The 16,561-nt window shown below is 38.3% G+C and carries 16 protein-coding genes and 1 riboswitch; of the genes, 3 read left to right on the top strand and 13 right to left on the bottom strand.

From position 1 onward, the window contains the following. Window positions 1–68: 68 nt before the first annotated feature. Complete coding sequence (gene rpsT / locus FS458_RS06850) at window positions 69–335, top strand: 30S ribosomal protein S20 (protein WP_066291124.1); 267 nt, start codon at window positions 69–71, stop codon at window positions 333–335. A gap of 228 nt (window positions 336–563) precedes the next feature. Here rpsT and holA read toward each other — a convergent pair whose 3' ends face one another. Continuing rightward, on the bottom strand, window positions 564–1,598 hold the full coding sequence (gene holA, locus FS458_RS06845) for a DNA polymerase III subunit delta (RefSeq protein ID WP_260858501.1): 1,035 nt from the start codon (window positions 1,596–1,598) through the stop codon (window positions 564–566). A 277-nt stretch (window positions 1,599–1,875) separates the two neighbouring features. Here holA and FS458_RS06840 point away from each other — a divergent pair, with 277 nt between their 5' ends. Next, window positions 1,876–2,007, top strand: coding sequence for a YqzM family protein (locus FS458_RS06840; protein ID WP_082820577.1), 132 nt, complete (start codon window positions 1,876–1,878; stop codon window positions 2,005–2,007). Window positions 2,008–2,041: 34 nt separating this feature from the next. On the opposite strand, the gene FS458_RS06835 is transcribed toward FS458_RS06840, so the two are convergent. The 3 genes from FS458_RS06835 to FS458_RS06825 form a co-directional block, all read right to left on the bottom strand. After that, window positions 2,042–4,330, bottom strand: a complete 2,289-nt coding sequence (locus tag FS458_RS06835) for a DNA internalization-related competence protein ComEC/Rec2 (protein ID WP_144698960.1) — start codon at window positions 4,328–4,330, stop codon at window positions 2,042–2,044. Then, complete coding sequence (locus FS458_RS06830) at window positions 4,327–4,788, bottom strand: ComE operon protein 2 (RefSeq protein WP_066396327.1); 462 nt, start codon at window positions 4,786–4,788, stop codon at window positions 4,327–4,329. The genes FS458_RS06835 and FS458_RS06830 overlap by 4 nt, the downstream gene beginning before the upstream one ends. Before the next feature lie 69 nt (window positions 4,789–4,857). Continuing rightward, window positions 4,858–5,499 (bottom strand): helix-hairpin-helix domain-containing protein, encoded by a 642-nt coding sequence (locus tag FS458_RS06825; RefSeq protein ID WP_144698958.1) that lies wholly within the window; start codon window positions 5,497–5,499, stop codon window positions 4,858–4,860. Window positions 5,500–5,591: 92 nt separating this feature from the next. Between FS458_RS06825 and comER the strand changes: the two genes are divergently transcribed. Further along, entirely contained in the window at window positions 5,592–6,428 is an 837-nt protein-coding gene (gene comER, locus FS458_RS06820; RefSeq protein ID WP_137788823.1) for a late competence protein ComER, read from the top strand. A 59-nt stretch (window positions 6,429–6,487) separates the two neighbouring features. On the opposite strand, the gene FS458_RS06815 is transcribed toward comER, so the two are convergent. The 9 genes from FS458_RS06815 to FS458_RS06775 all read right to left on the bottom strand — a co-directional run bounded on the left by FS458_RS06815 (window position 6,488) and on the right by FS458_RS06775 (window position 16,550). Then, the gene (locus FS458_RS06815; protein WP_144698956.1) at window positions 6,488–7,540 is read right to left on the bottom strand and encodes a ribonucleotide-diphosphate reductase subunit beta; all 1,053 of its coding nucleotides are present in this window, start codon (window positions 7,538–7,540) and stop codon (window positions 6,488–6,490) included. Continuing rightward, window positions 7,530–9,755 (bottom strand): ribonucleoside-diphosphate reductase subunit alpha, encoded by a 2,226-nt coding sequence (locus FS458_RS06810; RefSeq protein ID WP_144698954.1) that lies wholly within the window; start codon window positions 9,753–9,755, stop codon window positions 7,530–7,532. The genes FS458_RS06815 and FS458_RS06810 overlap by 11 nt, the downstream gene beginning before the upstream one ends. Before the next feature lie 131 nt (window positions 9,756–9,886). Next, window positions 9,887–10,088, bottom strand: a riboswitch (cobalamin riboswitch). Between the two features lie 57 nt (window positions 10,089–10,145). Then, window positions 10,146–10,931 (bottom strand): 3-hydroxybutyrate dehydrogenase, encoded by a 786-nt coding sequence (locus FS458_RS06805; RefSeq protein WP_144698952.1) that lies wholly within the window; start codon window positions 10,929–10,931, stop codon window positions 10,146–10,148. 30 nt (window positions 10,932–10,961) lie between these two features. Then, a complete protein-coding gene (locus FS458_RS06800) occupies window positions 10,962–12,356 on the bottom strand; it encodes a GntP family permease (protein ID WP_144698950.1) in 1,395 nt (464 codons plus the stop codon). Window positions 12,357–12,815: 459 nt separating this feature from the next. Beyond that, a complete protein-coding gene (locus FS458_RS06795; RefSeq protein WP_144698948.1) occupies window positions 12,816–14,183 on the bottom strand; it encodes a sigma-54 interaction domain-containing protein in 1,368 nt (455 codons plus the stop codon). A 99-nt stretch (window positions 14,184–14,282) separates the two neighbouring features. Continuing rightward, a complete protein-coding gene (locus FS458_RS06790; RefSeq protein WP_144698946.1) occupies window positions 14,283–15,023 on the bottom strand; it encodes a class I SAM-dependent DNA methyltransferase in 741 nt (246 codons plus the stop codon). Then, entirely contained in the window at window positions 15,024–15,392 is a 369-nt protein-coding gene (gene rsfS / locus FS458_RS06785; RefSeq protein WP_144698944.1) for a ribosome silencing factor, read from the bottom strand. Then, window positions 15,389–15,979 carry a bis(5'-nucleosyl)-tetraphosphatase (symmetrical) YqeK gene (gene yqeK, locus FS458_RS06780; protein WP_144698942.1) on the bottom strand — a complete coding sequence of 197 codons (591 nt, stop codon included), beginning with the start codon at window positions 15,977–15,979 and terminating at the stop codon, window positions 15,389–15,391. Before yqeK ends, rsfS begins: the two co-directional genes overlap by 4 nt. Then, entirely contained in the window at window positions 15,966–16,550 is a 585-nt protein-coding gene (locus FS458_RS06775) for a nicotinate-nucleotide adenylyltransferase (RefSeq protein ID WP_144698940.1), read from the bottom strand. Before FS458_RS06775 ends, yqeK begins: the two co-directional genes overlap by 14 nt. Window positions 16,551–16,561 lie beyond the last annotated feature (11 nt).

Here is a 16,561-nt window from a genome sequence, read left to right as displayed (position 1 = left end):
TTTGTGTCCTATTTTTTGCAACGGAAAGTAATTTTGTTGCTCATGGTTCATTTAGGGAGGTGAATGGATTGGCTAATATTAAATCAGCGATTAAACGTGTAAAAACTAACGAAAAGCGTCGTGCACACAACGCTTCACTAAAGTCTGGCATGCGTACTGCTATCAAAAACTTTGAAGCACTTGCAGCTTCAAACAATGCAGAAGGTGCTCAAGCAGCTTTTGTTACTGCTTCTAAGAAGATTGACAAAGCAGCAAACAAAGGACTTATCCACAAAAATGCAGCTTCTCGCCAAAAGTCTCGTCTTGCTAAGGCTTTAAACGGTGTTAACGCATAAATTGAAGGATGAAACCCGAAAAACGGCCTTACACCAATAGGTCGTTTTTTTATTTTGCTCAAAAATGCTAAAAATCCAGCTCGAGTTTTATAGCAGAGCTGGATTTTTGTATGTTTTTGAATTAAATTCGGCGAGTCGTCATACCTAGACAAACCATCATCCTCATTTTTTTTGACAATGAGCACAAAAAAACCCTTTTCAACGTATGAAAAGAGGTTTGACTTAGACTTATGAGCCTTGAGAGAGTTTAACGATCTCCAACTCCAGCAAAAGCGTTTTGTCCATTTGGCCGGTTTTTAACTTATAATCTGTTTCTGCAAATTCATTTAGACAGTTCCTAAGAAAAACTTCATCAAATCGATTTGCATGTTTTGCAGCAAGTTTTACCGCGTAAGGATGCAGTTTTAGAGAAGAAGCGATTTGCTTTTCTCCGTAACCTTTCTTCTGCAACTCTTTTACGCCATTAATCATTCGAAATTGTCTCGTGATCAAAGCGTGGATCTGAATCGGCTCTTGATTTTGTTTCATTAGATCATAAAAACTTCTAAGAGCGAATTCTGTTCTTTTATGCACCACATGATCAACTAATGCAAAGACATCATCCTCAAGAGTTCTTGCTACTAATGAATCCACGGTCTCCTTCGTAATAACTCCTTCTTCACCTACAAAGAGAGCCATTTTTTCCATTTCTTTTGCCAATACTGCCATGCGTGTACCTAGTCTTGAAAGAAGCAATTGTATCGCTTCTCCATCGATGGATACCTCTTGATTCGCAGCTTCTTTTTGAAGCCATTTTTCAGCAGTATCGTTACTTAGTTCTGAAACCTGAATCATTTCAGATTGTGTTTTAACCAATTTTACTATTTTCTTGCGTTCATCTAATTTTTCATGAGGAACTACGATGACTAACGTTGTATAATCTGCCGGATTTTGTATGTACTGTTCAAATACTTTGAAGTCGTGTTCGATCTTTGATTTTTCTTTGGCAGCTGTTAAGAACGCTGCATTTTTTATAACCACGACGCGGCGATCTCCCAAAAAGGGCATCGTTTCTGCGTCTTCCATTATCTCTTGAATCGAGGTTTCATCCAGATTATGTACACTTAAGTTAAAGTCCTTTTCGTCGGGAGACAAAAGTCCAGATATAGTTTGTATCGCTTCTTCTGCTAAATATATTTCTGTGCCCCAAATCAGATAGATTGGGGATGATTCACCGTTCTTAATCTTCTTTTTTAATGTTTCTACTGTGAGCACCTTTTTCACCTCTACCTCTTATCCTATGAGGAACTAAGTGCATTTGCAAGCAAAAGAAGGAACAGCGCATATGTCTGTTCCTTCATTTATGATAAACACTAACACCAAAACGATATAATCGTTTAAGGTTAGCTTTAATAGGATATCCTATGCATTTTAAGAATATTGGTGACAACGAATCTCATCTTTGGTAAGTTTTAGATAAAACAAGTGAAAGAAAGCATTTTCAGTATGGATTTTTTAAAAATGATAACGTATACTAAGGATGGATTAGGAGGGTTGTCACATGAATCATTTCGAAAAAGATGTACAGAGTAAGCGTAACGACCTTATTGATTCCGGTATGGGGTTTGTTGTATCGTTTGGATTTTTTACGGTAATCTTCGCTATCGGGGTCATTCTAAAAGCAATCGCATAATACATAAAAAAGACCGAATTTATTCGGTCCTTTTTTATTTTGCTGTTCTAACTTTTAACCTCTTTTTGTCTACCACTATTGAAACATCCCCATGTTCATCTGTCCGATAAATAGCAATACCTCTTTCTCTTAATCTTTTCAAAACATCTAGTGCTGGATGGCCATATAAATTATTCTCGCCGGCTGAGATAATTCCATAACGTGGAGAGACGCTGTCTAAAAAAGAAGCAGTTGAAGATGTTTCACTTCCGTGGTGACCAACTTTAAGAACATCCGTTTTTATTCTTGGAAAACTGTTCGTGATCTCAGTTTCAGCTTCAGCTTCAATATCACCCGTTAGTAAAAAAGTACGATCGTAGATCTTTAGCCAAAGAACGATAGAATTATTATTTGAGGTACTTTCTTTAGATCCTGGATGCAGAACGAAAAATAAGGAGTGAGTTGATTCCCATTGCATTCCCTTACCTAACTTCACCACATTTATGTTTTTCTTGGCTGCTGTAGTCTCGATAAGCGTCTCAAGGTTATTGCCTTTTTGTTTATTAGGCAAAAAAACATTGCTCACCTTTATATTTTCAAGCAAAAACTCTCCTCCTCCAGCATGATCCGTATCTCCATGAGTAATGATTAACCCATCTACATGGCGAATTCCTTTTGCTTTTAAGAAAGGAAGCACGACTTCTTTTGTAACGTCATATTCTTCTTCTCTTTTTTCCCAATCTTCTTGCTCGAATGAGACTGTACCACCAGTATCAATCAAATAGACCGCTTTTCTATAAGGTAATTCCACAAGGATACTATCTCCTTGTCCTACATTAATAAAAGATACCGTTGCTTTAGGGTTCGCATAAGGCAGTCCCCAATGGATGAAGCAAACAATTAGAAATGGCACTATAATCACTATGTGAATACGTTTAGTAACTTCCCATCTATAAAGAAAGAATAAGATCCCCGCAAAATAAAGGATGAATATCCATTCTGCCGGTCTTCCGAAAACAACTGCCATTTTGAGAAATTGTGCTTTTTCCATAAACACGACAGAAAAATAAAATAAGAGTTCAATAAGCTCATTAACGATTAAAATCACTTTCGGAGCAAATATAGAAAGAAGCAGGCTAATAAAAGAGATGGGAAACAGCAACATTGATACAAAAGGGATATATAACACATTAAAGGGAATCGACAGTAAGGAAAATTCAAAGAAATGATACAGAATGATCGGAAAGGAAAATATGGAACAGATAAAGGAAGTGATAATCAGTAATCTGAGAGGTGACGCGTTTTTGAGAACTTGAATAGAAGTGATCAATACGAAGGTCATTAAAAACGAGAGTTGAAACCCAAGATCAAAAGCAAAGGAAGGATTGAAGCATAGCATCCCTATGCATACAGCTGACAACAGTGTAACAGGGTGCACTTTTCTTCTTAACATCATAACGAGTATCACGATGATCCCCATCATACCTGCTCGTATGATCGAACTCTCTGCACCCGTTAGAACAATGTAGATCGGCAAAAAAAGGATGATTAACCCATAAGCTATCTCTTTCATAACACCTATTCGAACAAGGATTAAGTATAAAAAGTAAGTAACAATTCCAACATTAAATCCCGATACGGCCAATAGATGGGTCAGTCCTAAACTTTGATAATAGTGTAGTGTTTCTGCTTCAATTCCGTCTCTATATCCAAAGAGCAGAGCATTCATCAAACCAGCTGTGTTATTGGAAAAATGACTTTCTAAACCATTAATATTCTTACTTCTATAACCTTTTATGTGATCGTGAACACTTAAATTTTTTGACTTCACACAGTGATCCACACCAAACTCAATCGTTTTGAGAATCCAATAGATATCATTGTTCTTTAAATACTCTTGATAATCCATTCCATAAAAATGGCTTTTTTTCCGGGGTTCCTCAAGTTTTCCTTCTAAGACGCATGAAAAATTTACGCTTAACTTTTTAAGCTGTTCCTGTTCGGCTGCGGATTTTATTCTATGGTAAACAATAATTGTTTCATCATTCGTCACAAGTTCAAAGCTCAATAGGTTACCGTCTATGTTGGGGATTGATTTTATCTTGCCTGAAAACTTCATCTGCTCCTGTGGAAGCTTTGAGAAACTATTCGTGTTATCGTAATAAGAATAAACGAAGAAGACTGGGAGAAAAACGAGGACATAAACTGATTTTTTTTTGAGCTGTACAACATTAACGATAACCAGGATAGCCAGTAATACTATCCCGGTTACCGAAAAATGCTGAAATAGCCATAGCCCATAGAATGCAGAGCATGCACTCAAGACGGCATATCTAGGGTTCATGCTTTATGAGTAAGAAATGTAGAAGGCAAGAAGTTCATTTCAACTTTTTCAACGATTACTCCTGCTTCTTTAAACTGTTCAATGCTATATGGATGATTTTTATAATCCTGACCATAATAGATTTTTTTAATACCGCTTTGTATGATCGATCTACAACAATGCAGACAAGGGAAGTGGGTAACGTACATTTCAGCACCTTCTGTCGGTACACCGAACTTCGCGCATTGTAATAGTGCATTCATCTCTGCATGAATCGTTCTCACACAATGTCCATCGATTACATAACAGCCTTCATCAATACAATGAACACCACCGGAGATCGAGCCATTATAACCTCCAGCGATAATGCGTTTATCTCTTACTATTGTTGCCCCTACAGCTAATCTAGTGCATGTACTTCTTAGGGCAAGCAATTGGCTTTGTGCCATATAATATTCGTTCCACGATATTCGCTGCAACGCTAACCGCCTCCTCTATTTCTATAACCCTAGTGTAGTATCCGTCTATTAAAGAATCAATAAAAACTCTCACTCAAAGCTAATTTGATCTTTCCATTGTTCAATGGTCTTTTCTCCGATTCCTCTTACTTCTAATAACTGTTCAAAAGAAGTGAACGGACCATTCTCTTCGCGATAGGAAATAATGCTTTGAGCTTTCGCAGGACCCACTCCGTTTAACGTTTGGAGCACTGTTTCATCCGCAGAGTTAATGTTAATTAGTGTGGTTTTTTCGTCCGCTGGCTTACTTGATGCAGATGCAAGATTCAATTCAAACTTTTCACCTTTCTCAGCAACATATACGATCATCTCGTCGGATATTTTTAACGCTTGGTTAACAGAACGAACTTCAGCTCCATCTGTAAAGCCCCCTGCCATCCGTATGGCATGTAACACGCGGTCTCCTTCTTTCAACTCGTAAACTCCTGGACGCATTACACTTCCTTGTACATCAACCATAATTTCATTCTTTTCTTCGTTGATATCCTTACTATTACGCTTAGGCTTATCGGTGGGAATCGGCGTTTCCGGTTCTATTTGTTTAGGTATTTGTGAGGTAGTAGGCATATTTGGTTCACTTTGAAAATAATTCATTAGAGATACAATAATTACAAGGATCAAAAATATGCCACCGCCAATGAACCAGCTCATATGCTGCTTATACTTTTCCATAAATTCACCTTCTTAAATAGGCTTGAACTTGCAAAAAACATATTTGATAAACAACGTGCATAAATTTGAACGTAGAGGAAGGAGGTTCAGATATGAAGGTTGGAATTATCGGAACCGGAAATATGGGAAGCGTTCTTGCTTCTTCTTTTATCGAATCTTCAGCCATTCAGCCATCAAGGCTCATGGTCACTAACCGTACATTGTCAAAAGCGGAGAGGCTGCAGAATGCCTATCCGAAAATGAAGGTTGGGAATAATCCTGAAGAGGTTTTTCGTTTCGCTGAGATTGTGTTCATATGTGTGAAACCACACGAGTTTTATTCGTTGCTTTCTAGCAATAAAAATTCTATCTCTAAACATCAACTGCTCGTTTCTATTACGAGTCCTATTTCCTGTGAACAGTTGGAAGATCTGCTAGATTGCAATATTGCAAGAGCTATCCCGAGCATAAATAACCGGGCACTAGCCGGATCATCTCTTGTATCGTTCGGCAAAAGGTGTCACCCTGATTACAAAGAGAAGCTGTTATCTTTGATGAGCTATATTTCTACACCACTCGTTATCGATGAAAACATCACGAGAATCTCTTCTGATATTGCAAGTTGCGGTCCTGCATTTATCGGTTATGTTCTGCAATGCTTTATTAATTCAGCAGTCGATCAGACCGATATCACAAAAGCACAGGCAACCCAACTCGCAAGCGATATGATCATCGGAATGGGAAAACTACTTGAAAAAGATATCTATACATTACCAACACTCATTCAGAAGGTATGTGTAAAGGGTGGTATCACAGGAGAGGGTATTAAGATTCTAAGTAATGAGGTAGATGAAGTATTCGACCATGTCATTAAGCGTACACACGAAAAATATCATGAAGAATGCGACAAAGTAAGTCAACAGTTTGAAGTGAAAGAAGAACTTAAGTAATTTCTATCGTCATTATAAAACATCTAAAAAAAGAAAGCCGGGATCTAAATCCCGGCTTTCTATAGTTCATCGAACCCGTTTTCATCAGAAACTTTCGTGTATTGTCTCGATTTCTGCTCAAAAAAATCACTTTTTCCTGAATTCACATCAGAATATGCCTTTATCCAAGGAAGTGGATTCTTATTGTGATTTGGGTATAGCTTGTTAAAGCCTAATTCGTTCAATCGTTTATTAGCCATGAATTTAATATAAGCTTCTAGATCAGATTCATGGATGCCCTCAAATGAATTTCCTATTATATATTTACTCCATTTGATCTCGAGCTCCGCGGCTCGCTGAAACGTGTTTTTCGCAAACCTCTCTAGCTCTTCATCTCTTAAATGTGGATCATCTTCAATTACAGCCTTGAAAATTTGAGTAAACAGATACACATGCAGCTGCTCATCTCGATTAATATAGTTGATCATCGTTGAGGTTGAGACCATCTTTTGATTTCTGGCTAAATTATAGAAGAAGCTGAAACCAGAATAAAAATTCAACCCTTCAAGAATCACGTCGTAAATAATAGATTTCAAAAAGGATTGAGGGGTAGGATTTTGAAGAAATTCCTGATACCCTTCTACAATGAAATCATTCCTCTCTCTTAGCACCTCATCCGTTTTCCAGTATTCGAATATTTCATCCTGCTTGGACTTCGGTACCAAGGAAGACAACACGTACGAGTACGACTGATTATGAACGACTTCTTGAAACGATAGAGTGGCCATGAGCGCAGCAAGACTTGAATCTGTTAAATACGCTGCAACCTTGCTCGAATAATCTGTTTGAACACTATCTAAGAACGCCAATAAACCAATAATCTTATTAAAAGTATCTTGTTCTTTTTCACTCAAGTTAACATATTGCTTGCTGTCACTCGACATGTTGATCTCAAATGGCGTCCAAAAATTAGCCAACATGTTTTTATATAAAGGATAAGCCCACTTATATCTCACATCGTCCCAGTTTAATATATTTGAACTCTTACCGTTGATTATTCCTGTAGATCGGTTAGGAGCTTCCACATCATAGATTTTTCTCTCTTTGAGTTGTTCAACCTCTTTAACTTTCACAGCTTTCACACCCTTCTAACTCAATCGACGTAGATCGGGTATAATAGGTAGTCTTCAAGCCTTTTTTAAAGCTAAGCATATGAAGGTGTAACAATTCTTTTGCTTTAATATTGTGATTGACATAGAGATTAAACGAAATGGACTGATCCACGTGTCTTTGTCTTGCTGCGTTCTGTTCAATACTCCATGTTTGATCGATTAAGAACGCAGATTTATAGAACCAAGTTGTGTCTGCATTTAAGTCAGGTGCCGTTACAGGTATTTTGTAATTCTTTTTTTCTTCAGAATAGAATTTTTTAAATATTGGATCCACACTCGGTGTCGAATTTGCGATGATCGACGTAGATGAATTCGGTGCAACCGCAATAAGGTATCCATTCCTTAGACCGTGCATATTGACTCTTTCTTTTAAACTCTTCCACTCTTCAGAGAAATAGTTACGCTTCGAAAAGTAGTTTCCGGTCTCCCAATCTGAACCTGAAAATGCCGGATATCTTCCCTTTTCTTTCGCAAGCTCACAACTAGCATTGATTACATGATAATTAATCATTTCATAAAGGTTATCAGCATACGAAACCGCTTCTTCACTTTCCCACTTGATTCCCTCTTTCGCTAAAAGGTGGTGCCATCCAAACGTACCTACACCTACCGCACGATATTTCTTGTTCGTAAGTTCTGCTTGAGGTACATCAATGCGATTTAGATCAATAACGTTATCGAGCATTCGGATCTGGATATCGATAACTCTTTTAAGTACATGATCACTGATTACTTTTGCCAGTGAAAGAGAGGATAGGTTACAAACAACAAAATCTCCTGGCGTTTTTCTGATAACGATCTCTCCGTTTTCTGCTTCCTCTGACGTGACAACTGTTGCAGACATATTTTGCATGATCTCTGTGCACAGGTTAGAAGCATAGACCATCCCTTTGTGAGAATTAGGATTTAACCGGTTTACAGTATCTCGATAAAACATGAACGGTGTTCCCGTTTCAAGTTGCGACTTCATGATCCGTTTCATAATCTCAATAGCAGGAACACACTTTTTTGAAAGTCTCTCATCTTCTACACAATCTCGATATCTCTCTCTAAAGCTTCCTGATCCAACCGTTTCATCATAGAAATCTTCTAACGAATAGCCTTTAATTTTTCTTACTTCATGAGGATCGAACAGATACCAATCCTCGCGTTTTTCCACGAGTTCCATGAAAAGATCTGGCAGACACACACCAGTAAATAGGTCATGTGTTCTCATTCGTTCATCACCATTGTTTAACTTTGCATCTAAAAACTCCAAGATGTCTTTATGCCAAATATCCAGGTAGACTGCTATCGCTCCTTGCCTCTGTCCTAGCTGATCTACAGAAACGGCCGTGTTATTCAATTGCTTCATCCACGGTATTACACCTGATGAGTTTCCTTTGAATCCTTTAATGTCGGAACCTCTAGCCCTAATCTTACCGAGATAGATACCAAGTCCGCCGCCACCTTTGGAAACAGTTGCTGCATCTGTATTAGAATCAAAGATCCCTCTTAAACTATCGTCGATCGTATCAATAAAACAAGAACTAAGCTGACCATAACTCTTGCCCGCATTCGCTAAAGTAGGGGTGGCAACCGTCATATAAAGGTTCGAGAGCGCCCAGTATGCTTCTTCGACTAATTGAAGTCTATTCGTTGGATTCTCGTCTCTCATTAAAAACAATGCGATCATCATCCAACGCTCTTGTGGCAATTCATAGATTTCATGATTGAATCCTTTTGCCAAATATCTATCAGCGAGCGTTTTAAGTCCGATGTATGTGAAAAGCTTATCTCTAGATGGATCGATCATATGTTCAGCTTTCTTCAAATCTTCCTTTGAGTATGCTGATAGAATGGTATCATCATAGATATTCATACTTACTAACTTTGTAACCAATCCATAGAAGTTTGTATATGGCAGATTTTCTGTCTCCATTCGATTAATCATCACTTCTTCATATAATTGCCTCAAATAGATCTCTGAAGCTACAAACGTCCACTGTGGGTTCTCTGCATTTAGTCCATTTAATGCCTCCATGATCAACTGTCTATAAAGTGAGCTGGGTTCTTGTGTATGACTTTCCAATTTCTCGGCATTTCTTAAAAAGTTTTCAGCTTGTATGTTCGGGAAATTTTTGACACAACTCCTCAACCACTCCCCGAGTAAAGAGTTTTCAGTTGTCATTTTCATAGTTAATACACTCCTTAGTCATAATAAAAACCCTCTTCCATTAGGAAGAGGGTGAAAGAATCACGTGTTTTTTGCCAGACGAACGTCCGTATAAAATAGCCGCAGTTCTTTCTCCCAATCCCCGAGGAAAAGAAAATAGGAGTCTTCAGGCAGGTCTACTGGCTTTTGCTTCTCCCTACTTTGGGCCTTCCCATACAGCAGTCATTATAAATAACTAATCTGTACAGTGGCTATTCCATTTCGTCCACAATTACAGTTGCGGGGACAGCTTCGGCATTGCACCGAATTCCCTTTTAAGCCGGATAATCCGGCACCTGAATTCTCCATATATAGGTTTGTACTATATACTTTGACACTAAATATAGTGAATGTCAATAAATTATCTATCGTTTATTGTGCGACATATCCACCGTCGATCACAATCGCTTGCCCTGTAACACCTTTCGCATTTTCACTTGAAAGAAAGAGTGTATAATCTGCAATTTCCTGAACATCTAACAGTCTTTTTTGTGGAACTAGAGGATAGATAACTTCTTCCAAAACTTTTTCTAACTCTACGTTCCTCGTTTTAGCCAGATCTTCTAATTGCCCTCTTACAAGAGGTGTGTCAACATACCCCGGACAAACCGCATTTACCGTTATTCCATATGGTGCACCTTCTAAGGCAGCCACCTTCGTTAGACCAATAACTCCATGCTTCGCACTGTTGTATGCAGATTTCCCCGCAAAACCTACAAGCCCATTAATGGACGCCATGTTGATGATGCGTCCGAATCCTTGTTGCTTCATGATAGGAAATATATGTTTCGTTGCAATAAATGGAGCCGTAAGCATTACACTGATCAATTGCTGGAATTTCTCAGTCGGGAATTCTTCAAGTGGAGATACATACTGCAATCCTGCATTATTGACGAGGACATCAATGCGTCCGAAATATTTCAGTGTTTCGTCCAAAGCTTTTATTATATCTTCTTCCTCGGTCACATTACAGCCAAGGCCGATTGCTTCAAGACCATCTTGAGCTAACAGTTGTGCAGATTCCTTTGCCTTCTCATCATTCAAATCACTGATTACAACTTTTGCACCTTGTTCAGCAAAAGCCTTTGCTAACTGCAAACCGATTCCACTGGCTGCTCCCGTAATAAAAACAACTTTCCCCTCAACAAAAGCTCTCATGGAATAATTACTCCTTTTTAGAAAAATGGTTTAAACAATACCAAATCCATAATACAAACCAATAATTACAAACACGGCGACCGTTTTAATGATCGTCATCGCAAAAATATCGATATACGCTTGTTTATGAGTCAAACCTGTAACGGCTAACAGAGTAATAACAGCACCGTTATGAGGGAGTGTATCCATTCCACCACTCGCCATTGAAGCAACACGGTGAAGCACTTCTGTATCAATTCCTAGTTTATCTGCTTGTGCGATATACGTTTCACTCATGGTTGCGAGTGCTATACTCATCCCGCCAGACGCCGATCCAGTAATACCTGCTAACGTTGTAGTCGTAACCGCTTCATTGATCAACGGGTCTTTAATCGTATTTGACATCGCAGAGTTTACTGCAGTAAAGCCAGGAAGTGCTGCAATTACACCACCAAATCCATACTCTGATGCTGTATTTAATGTTGCAAGTAACGCTCCGCCTATGGATAGATTAATTCCTTTATTGAAATTGTTTTTAATTCTTTTGAAAGAGAACAACAGAACGGTAACGATTCCAATGATCAAGGCTCCTTCAACTGCCCATACAGCAGCAAGTGACGGAATCTGAATTTCGGGCACGTTCTTCATGCCAATAGCAGAAAAATCAAAGGTCTTACCGTAATACTGAGGAATTAGGACGGTGAACCATTTATTGAAAACTCCTACTAAAATAAGCGGAAGTATCGCTATAAAAGCATTTGGTAAATTTTCAGAATCCAGCTTTTCAGGCTCATTCGTATGACCTGTTCCGTATCCTTCACCTTTTGCCGCCGCTTGTCTACGTCTCCACTCAAGGTAGATCATACCCAAGATGAAAACAAACATTCCTCCGATAAACCCGAGCCATGGTGCAGCCCATGTTGTTGTTCCGAAGAAAGATGTAGGAATTATATTTTGAATCTGCGGACTCCCTGGAAAAGCATCCATCGTAAACGTAAAAGCACCTAACGCAATCGTACCCGGTATGAGTCTTTTAGGAATATCAGCAAGTTTAAAAAGTTCGGATGCAAACGGGTAGAGTGCAAAAGCAACAACAAATAATGACACCCCGCCATAAGTTAAAATTGCCCCAACAAGTACGATCGCAAGCATCGCTCTAGCAGGTCCGATCAGTTTGATGACAAACTGCGTGATTGATTTTGCAAAGCCTGACATTTCGATAACTTTTCCGAATATCGCTCCTAGTAAGAAAACCGGGAAATATAGTTTAATGAAGCCTACCATCTTCTCCATAAATACTCCAGAGAAGAAAGGCAATACGTGACCAGGTTCAGTAAGCAATACAGCAAACAATGCGGCGATCGGCGCGAATAAAATAACGCTGAATCCTCTGTAAGCTACGAACATTAAAAAGAATAAAGCTAATAAAATAATAATAATGTCCATTTTCAAGTTCCCCCATTCTATCAATTTAACATTTTTGAAGCGCTTTCATTTTTTTAGCATCATCACCTTTCCATACTAATTACACCTGTATTTCATTTGCAAGTTTCATGCCAACTTTTGTTCTTTTTTGTAAGTGGTTGATTTCCGTTTTAGATGCTCACTTTCCGACTTCCACTTTAAAGACTTCCTGTCCTAACCAAGAGTCTCGCAGCTTATATTTCAATCAACAGTCAAGAAGAAAATACTAAAGATTAAAAATCAAAATACCTAGTGTGAAACTAGCTGCACCAATTATACCTTTCCGGAAAAACGGAACAAAAAAACAAAAATACTTCCGCTTTTTAATGATAAAAATAAAAATAAAACAAAGTGTTATTGGTAAGTCCGACTTTAATTAACAAAATGAAGCATTCCGAAAAATCGGAAGTTGATTCCGGTTTTTCGGAAAAGCTGAGCTGATTAACGAATGTTATATTTTTTGATCTTATCATACAGGTTCGTTTTTCCGATTCCTAGATGTTTGGCAACACGCATAATATCCCCATCCATCGTCTCCAAGTAGTAAGAAATCACATTTTTTTCAGTTTCTTGAACGTGTTCTTTAAGGGTCAGCTGTTTTTTATTAATCCCGAGTTTTTCTTTTAAAAAATCAGGAAAGACATCTAACGATAATCTGTCACTATGTGTAAGCTGGATGGCTGCTTCTACAAAATTCTTAAGTTCTCTCGCATTACCCGGCCAGCTGTAAGCTAAGAATGCTTCTTTAACATCATCATCGATACTAAGGATTCTTTTACCTGTTTCAGCACAGTTCAATCGGATAAAATTTTCTGCGAGAGGCCATATATCTTCTTTCCTCTCACGAAGTGGCGGGATTTGAATTTGGAGAACATTTATACGATAGAACAAATCTTCGCGAAACTTATTTTCATTGATTAAGCTTTCTAAAGGACGATTTGTAGCCGCAATCACTCGAACATTTACTTTTTGTGTATATACTGAACCTACAGGCTCTACTTCCTTTTCTTGAAGAACACGCAGCAATTTTATTTGCATACTTTGAGGAAGATCCCCAATTTCGTCCAAGAACAATGTGCCACCGTCTGCAAGCTGAAACTTACCTAATTTACCGCCCTTTTTAGCTCCTGTAAATGCTCCTTCAGAATAGCCGAATAGTTCTGATTCAAACAAGTGCTCAGGAACCGCTCCACAATTTAATTTGATAAAGGGCTTTCCACTTCTTTCACTCAATTGATGAATGCTATGAGCCAGTAACTCTTTTCCTGTTCCGCTCTCCCCGCGAATCAACACCGATAGATCTCCACTGGCAATATTTTTCACATGCTTCTTTACTTTTTGGACTTCTCTTGATGTCCCTGCAAAATCATTCAATGTATAGGAAGCACCATTAATTTCTTCCCACTCTTTTTTGTAAAAATTGAGTTCGTGAAGAAGGGCTTTTATGTGAGAGTTCATCTTTTTCCATTGCTCTGTGTCTCTAAATATGACTGTACCAACAGCTCCTATCACTTTTCCTTCGTTTAGGATAGGAATGCGGTTTGCGATCATGTAGTTGCCTCTAATGAACTGAAGGTCTGCAATCTCAACTTTTCCTTGTAATACGTCTTTGTGCATTTTTGTGTTTTCAATTACCTTTGTAACATGCTTTCCTATTACTTCTTTAGGATTTTCGCCAAGAAACTCGCAGTACGTTTTATTCATGTATCTGACGATTCCTTCGTGATCAACAACGACTATCCACTCGTAGGCACTATCGATGATCGTTTCTAGAATGTTGTTCTTGAACAATGGATCTTGATCAAACATGTATATCACACCTAATTCTATAGAAAAGTATTAAATCTTAAGTGTAATTGTAACGCTTCCTAATCAAAAAGACAGCACATAGGCTGCCTTCTCATCATTTTATTTTTTTCTCGCAACAAATAAGATTCGTTCACTTTCTTCGGTAGGTTCTATTCCTTTAAAATCTGCGGAGACCTCTAGATGTTCAAAACCACATTCTCTTAACCAATTGCAATAGTCCTCGACGGAAAATGTTCTTTGTGTATGCAGTTCATCATATCTTTCGTATCGTTCTCCATTCTGCATAAAGAAAGACAGGTCGTGTTCTACACTATTTTCAAGCTCACCTTGATAGCATTGCCATATGTAAGAAAGCTTTTCATCGTTACTTCCAAATGTTTGTCCAATAAAAATTTCATTGATCTTATGTAAGGAATGCACATCGAAAAGAAGAAGTCCTCCTGTTTTCAGGTGGTTACCTGCTGAAAGAAATGTGCGTTTCACATCTTTTTCTGTCAGAATATAATTCAGTGAGTCACATAATATCGTGACACAATCATAAATACCCAGTCCTTCTAACTCTCGCATATCTTGCTGAAAAAGCGACAGGTTAACTTTTTCTAATTCAGCTTTCTCTTTTGCAACCATCAACATGTCTGAAGAAAGATCAACCCCGGTTACTTCAAACCCTTCTTTTGCGAGTAGAACCGTCATCGATCCCGTACCACAACCTACATCTAAAAACCGCTTCCCGTCTTCCAAATGGTTCGAAGCTGATGTTTTAACAAAGTTAAGCCATTCATCGTATGGAGCGTCCTCCATCAACTCATCGTATAGATAGGCAAATCGCTGATAACTCATCTATATGTTTTGTTGTGGGGCAATAATAGCATCTACGTCAATCTTGTTCGCGTCTCCCCATAATTTCTCAAGGTTATAATAACTGCGGTCATCACGATGAAATACATGAACAACAATATTTGCTAAATCGATTAAAACCCATCTTGCATGGTCATAGCCTTCCATCCGGCGAATTTGAATTTCATTCTCTAGGGCAACATCTTTCAGTTCCCTCGCAATCGCTTGAACCTGTTTCTCAGAATTACCATGACAGATAACAAAGTAATCTGCTACAAGCGATATTCCTTCCATATCTAACACAGCAATGTTTTCTGCTCTTTTATCATCTGCTGTCTTCACGACCAATTCCATAAGCTCTTTTACGTTCATCCAGTGCACTCCTTCTCTTTTTTAAATTTAATCTCTTGAAGCAATCCGTTATACGCTTCAAACGTGAGTGGATAGATTTTTTGATTCTGCTTCATTAAAAAAGTTATCGTGTTTTTAACGGCCATCAAACAAGCTTCATCAAGATCATGCTCTGCCATCTCTCTAACACTCTCCACACCAGGAAACTGACGGTTCGGCTCGATGTAATCTGCTAAAAATATCACTTTTTCAAGCCTAGTCATTGCTCCGTGACCCGTTGTATGGTAATAGATAGCACTTAAAACATCTCTGTCTGTTACTCCAACTTCCTTTTCAACTAAAAACGCTCCAACTGGTGCATGCAACACTTCGTTTCCATAGAGCAACAAGTCTTGGGAAAGTCCTTCGCTTCGTACGATATCTCTCATTTCATCTTTTGGCCGAAATTTAGCATAATCATGAAAAATTGCTGCTGTTTCTGCTTTTTTTAAATCCACTCCATATTTCTGTGCTAGGGCAAGACTTGTTTCTTCCACTCCTAACGTATGGATAAAGCGGTGCTCTGTAAGCTGTTTTTTCACAATTTCCAGTGCTTTAGTTCGTTCCATAAAGGCGGTTCTCCTTTATATGATTCCAGACCTCATCAGAGACATAGTAACGTATATTCTGACCTGAGCGTGATCGATTACGGATAAACGATGACGAGATCTCGATAATAGGTACTTCTACATGTCTTACCTGATACCTCTCCCAATGTTGGTCCACGTCATAACCTCTACGACCGACACCTGCAAAATCAATAAGGTTCTTTAACTCATCAATTTTATGCCAATTGCTTAAGGAATGAACCATATCTCCACCCATAATAAAAGTAAATGTAGCTTGTGGATATTTTTCCTTTAGAAGTCGTATCGTATCAATAGTATATGAAGGTCCACTTCTCTCAAATTCAAGTAAAGAAAGGGAAAAATGCTCATTGTTACCAATCGCTTTTCGAACCATTTCTATGCGCTCCTCATCTGAGACTTCAATGTCTTTCTCTTTATGAGGAGGTGAAGAGGAAGGCATCCACCACACTTCATCTAGATTCAATTGAGTGAATGCTTCTTGTGCAATAAGCAGATGTCCATTATGTGGTGGATTAAACGTACCTCCAAAAAGCCCTATATGTTTATTCATTACAATGTCAT

Origin of the sequence: Fictibacillus phosphorivorans, from assembly GCF_007673525.1 — a bacterium.
Taxonomy (GTDB): Bacteria; Bacillota; Bacilli; order Bacillales; family Fictibacillaceae; genus Fictibacillus; species Fictibacillus phosphorivorans_C.
The sequence above is the reverse complement of the archived record's forward strand: the minus strand, read 5'-3'. Positions and strand labels throughout refer to the sequence as shown.